This window comes from Microcystis sp. M53602_WE12 (assembly GCF_030065455.1).
GTDB classification, from domain to species: domain Bacteria; phylum Cyanobacteriota; class Cyanobacteriia; order Cyanobacteriales; family Microcystaceae; genus Microcystis; species Microcystis aeruginosa.
This window is the reverse complement of record NZ_JASJFB010000513.1, coordinates 1-3,683: the sequence shown is the minus strand read 5'-3', so window position 1 is coordinate 3,683 and position 3,683 is coordinate 1. Positions and strand designations below refer to the sequence as shown.

Here is a 3,683-nt window from a genome sequence, read left to right as displayed (position 1 = left end):
CCCCTTGATAAGGGGGGTGTCGATCCCCCCTTAATCCCCCCTTGATAAGGGGGGTGTCTGATAATTTTTGACAACTACAGCTATTTTCTTGATTTACTGGCAAAAACAAATCTCCAAAAAACTCTAATTCTTATGAAAGCAGCCCCTAGAAAATACCGATTTTTTGGGTACATTTTCTTAAATTTCTATCTAACAATTCTTTTCTCCTCCATCGTTCAAGCTTCTACGGGAAGCACTATCGATAGGGGGCAAGCCTCCGCATTAACCCTTTTAGGATTAGTCGCCTTTGCTTTATTTATCTACCTATTCCTTGTCATTTTTATACCCGAGAGGTTTTAAGAGATTTCTGGCACAATTAATTTTTGAGAGTTCAAAAATGGGAAAAAGCAGAAAATCTCTAAATAGACTCTTTCATTGATTGTTGTTTATTCTTAATTCTCCTGACTCCTGACTACTGGCTCCTGACTCCTAACCCCACCAACAAACTTTTTGCCGCAAACCCGACTTAAGAGGTCTAATCATGAGTTTTGCACGCGAGGCCGGTAGAGCCATCCGTTCTACCCTAGTTCTCTGGGTAATTACTGCCCTGATCTATCCTTTCTCGATGATCGCCATCGGTCAAATTCTTTTTCCCTGGCAAGCAAACGGGAGTTTAATTACCAATAATCAAGGTCAAGTGGTGGGTTCGGCTCTAATTGGGCAACCTTTCACCAGCGATCGCTATTTCAATAGTCGTCCAAGTACCACCGCCTACAGTACGGCCGATCCGAAAAACGATCCTAACAAAGTCCTGCAAACCGGAATTTCGGGGGCGAGTAACCTAGCTCCCAGTAACCCCCTGTTGATCGATCGAATTAAAGGAAAACCCGATCCCGACCCGCAAAAAGCACTGGAGGGGGAGATTCCCCGATTAGAGAAAGCGACAATTAAACCCACCGCAGATCTAGTATATACCTCCGGATCGAGTCTCGATCCCCACATCACCCCGGAGGCCGCCAGAGCGCAGATCGAGCGGGTGGCGCTCTCACGCGGATTACCGACGAATCAAGTGGAGATCCTCGTTACCAAAAACACCGATGATCGCTTTCTCGGCATCTTCGGCGAACCGGGGGTTAACCTGCTGAAACTGAATTTGGCTCTAGATGCGATCGCAAATTCCCGATAGGGTTTCTGATGCTAAATCCTGTTTAAAAGGTATAGGAAAGTGGGAAGAGAGAGTTTGCCTTTAAAAACCCCAAGTTAGTAGATTTACAAAAATGGGATGCAGCCGCTAAAAAACTAACTGGGAGAGTATTGTTTAGCTGATCTTACCTTGGGATTCACATTGAAAACCTTCATCTTGCCAAGCTTCCAAATCAACGGAATTTAAGGGAATGACTTGCCAACAGGGGGGATGGATTAATTGTCCCACAAAAGCCCAAATTATACTTCTAGTCAGATCTAACACAGTTTTTAGCTTTGATTCGTGATTACCGGGGATACCAATTTCTCGGACTGCATCGATTTCTACTGCTATACCGTGGGATTGCAAGTGAATTTCTGCTAACCATTTAGCGCGGGGTAAATGAGTAGGAGAGGTGACAACTTTTACTTTATGTACTCCCCATTGTTTTAAAATTGGCACGGCAAAGAAAAAATTGCCGAAGGTAGAATCAGCACACTTTTCTAACCAGACGTTAGCTTTTGGCGCTTTTGCCCGTTCAAATAGTAATAAAATACAGGGATCTTCCGAGCCTTGGGAAATTAAAATTGGTATATCGGGGTATTGCTGGGCTAGATTGGCTACATAAATTTCCCGACGAATGCTGCCCCCCAAAACTAAGATGGCCTCAACGGGTTTTTGTTGATTAATTGACCAGCAGATGGCTAAATTAGTCGCTAAATTAAAGATAATAAACCCAAAAACTGCGACCAGAGTTAGTTTTAACCATCTTTGCCAATGCCGGTGTTTACGCGCAACATTTTTCGGTTTTTTCGCCATTGACTTAGAGACGATGTAGGGTAGCTCAAAAAATAGATTTACTTCAGTATTGCACAGCCTGAAACCCTCATGAAATCTTGGGTTATTCTCAATTAGTGCGAAGATTTTATCAATAAGTCCAATTGATCGGGGTAAGCTAAGCTAAACGGCGCTTAACCTGCATGATCCAATAGCTATAACCCTTTTGGAGTCTATATCGGTGATCCGAAGTAAAAGCCGTTTAGCTTAAAACGCATCTAAGATGCGTTTTAGCAAGGCAGGAGGCAGGATTAATAAGCGGTTGAGAGTTTTTTGAATTATCAAGATATGTAACTGAAGTGCCTCTAAGCTTACCCCTTAGTAATTGATCAGGGAAAAAAGTGAGAGACTTAACCCAGATTACACTGATAGACAAAATTAACAAATCAACTTTGCTTTAACTCATACTACCCAGTCCTCTATGCTAAGATGATCCAAAAAACGCAAGTTTTTAAGTTGATGGGCAAAAAAAGTTTAATTTTACTCAATAACCAGGGCGTTATTTCTAAGACAGCTCGAAAAAATCAAATTTTGAGTGACGGAGAGCCTTGTTAGTTATTTAAAATTATTCCCTCTTCACCACTGTATATCTAGGAGATTTCCTCGACCAACACTTTGTTAACAAAATCCCCTATTCGAGGTGTCCTGTAACAATTGTGCTTTGATAATTTTTTCTGTGGGGTTGAGTTTCACTAATTGTGAACCTGTCCCGTCTTTACCCGTAACCATCACAGTTTCTACCTCTAAGGGTAGTTTTCGATTCTGATTGGTACTTAATAACACTATACTCCCCGGCCGCGCCGCTACCATGGCCGCTAAACTATCCTGTTTATTGACGAATTGTAAAGCGGGTGAACCAAGATCGCCTAATTGTGATAAGCGTAAATTCTCGATCGCCAGTCTTTTCGCGTAACCCAATCCCGAAATCAGCAGCAGATTTTCCCGATGAGGGAGAGAAACACAGCCGGCTAGATGTTCCCCGTAGCGCAATCGCAAAATTGCTAAACCCTGGGCAGATTTACCCATAATTGGCAATAATTCCTCGCGCACGGGATAACGCAACACCCGACCGCTACTGGTGGCGATCGCTAAGTCCAGGCCCTCGTGAGTAAAAATAGCAGCATATAGGCGATCGTCTTCTTTCAATTTCATCAGGGACAAACCCCGACTACCAACCCCCTCTAATTCATCGATGGGAAGCCGCTTTATTCGCCCCTGTTGACTCAGTAAAAGCAATTCTTGATTTTTTTGAGGTTCTGTCAAGAAAAATTGATTTAACACCGCTTCTGACTCTTTTTGGGCGGTTTTGGTCAGCAGACTGGAGATTAACACTGGTTGATTCGCTTGCGGGGGAACTTCCCGGGTAGCAATCGGGTAAGCTTTAGCATTATCGAGGATAACTAGGAAATTTTCCTGTTTTTCGATCGCCTGTTGATAGATAATTAAACCCCGGTCCGGCACTCGCTCTTCTGGTGTCGTCCAACTAATTTTATCTTCGGCATCAAGCAATAAAATCGCATTTTCTGGGGGTTCTTGGGGCGTAAATAGGCTTAAAATCGGTTCATTCTCACTCTCAGACTTTTTCTTAACTTTATTCTCCTGTTTTTTAACTTCTGACTTGAAAGAGGGTGTAGGGTGTGGGGTGTGGGGTGTGGGGTGTGGGGTGTAGGGTGTGGGGTGATGG

Annotated in this window: 4 protein-coding genes; 2 read left to right on the top strand and 2 right to left on the bottom strand. The window is 43.3% G+C overall.

The window, feature by feature from the left end:
• Nucleotides 1-132: 132 nt before the first annotated feature.
• Nucleotides 133-339: a potassium-transporting ATPase subunit F gene (locus PX482_RS27790; RefSeq protein WP_287715551.1), complete on the top strand. Its 207-nt coding sequence runs from the start codon at nucleotides 133-135 to the stop codon at nucleotides 337-339.
• 181 nt (nucleotides 340-520) lie between these two features.
• Nucleotides 521-1,165: a K(+)-transporting ATPase subunit C gene (gene kdpC / locus PX482_RS16860; RefSeq protein ID WP_002761773.1), complete on the top strand. Its 645-nt coding sequence runs from the start codon at nucleotides 521-523 to the stop codon at nucleotides 1,163-1,165.
• A 132-nt stretch (nucleotides 1,166-1,297) separates the two neighbouring features.
• Here kdpC and PX482_RS16855 read toward each other — a convergent pair whose 3' ends face one another.
• Both PX482_RS16855 and PX482_RS16850 read right to left on the bottom strand, forming a co-directional pair.
• Nucleotides 1,298-1,981 (bottom strand): YdcF family protein, encoded by a 684-nt coding sequence (locus tag PX482_RS16855; protein ID WP_002761772.1) that lies wholly within the window; start codon nucleotides 1,979-1,981, stop codon nucleotides 1,298-1,300.
• Between the two features lie 636 nt (nucleotides 1,982-2,617).
• Nucleotides 2,618-3,683 (bottom strand): DNA gyrase C-terminal beta-propeller domain-containing protein (locus PX482_RS16850; protein ID WP_288122731.1); only part of this gene is annotated, 1,066 nt, incomplete at its 5' end.

Bases quoted from the DNA above. Each gene is read 5' to 3' on its own strand.
- PX482_RS16855 (WP_002761772.1), bottom strand. From the start codon at position 1,981: ATGGCGAAAAAACCGAAAAATGTTGCGCGTAAACACCGGCATTGGCAA.
- PX482_RS27790 (WP_287715551.1), top strand. From the start codon at position 133: ATGAAAGCAGCCCCTAGAAAATACCGATTTTTTGGGTACATTTTCTTA.
- kdpC (WP_002761773.1), top strand. From the start codon at position 521: ATGAGTTTTGCACGCGAGGCCGGTAGAGCCATCCGTTCTACCCTAGTT.